Source organism: Cupriavidus sp. SIMBA_020 (assembly GCF_046535395.1).
GTDB classification, from domain to species: Bacteria; Pseudomonadota; Gammaproteobacteria; order Burkholderiales; family Burkholderiaceae; genus Cupriavidus; species Cupriavidus campinensis.
On record NZ_JAWRWU010000409.1, the window covers coordinates 1 to 279 of the forward strand.

Annotated in this window: 1 protein-coding gene; it reads right to left on the reverse strand. The window is 64.2% G+C overall.

Annotated features, from left to right (window positions below):
• Positions 1-252: hypothetical protein (locus tag SB751_RS29810; RefSeq protein WP_410748999.1), on the reverse strand; the 252-nt coding region annotated here is incomplete at its 3' end.
• Positions 253-279: the final 27 nt, after the last annotated feature.

Genomic DNA, 279 nt, shown 5'->3' on the forward strand with positions numbered 1-279 from the left:
GTGTTCTTCCCAGTCGTGAAGGGTCCGGCAGTATTCGTCGCCATCCAGAAAGCCGACATCGCGGAGCGTGGCGACGAGTTCCCCTTCGCCCCCGGCCCAGTCGACGGCAAGCTCGATATCTTCATCGGACAGGCCCGTCAGGTTCCCATCGTGCCTATTGGCAGCGCACCAGAGGAACAGGCAGACCAGGCGCCATGCGCCATCCCCGCCCAGACGGCGGACCAGCTTCTTGGTCTTCGGGTGCGTGGCCAAGCCCACGGCAAGACGTGCATCTGTTGC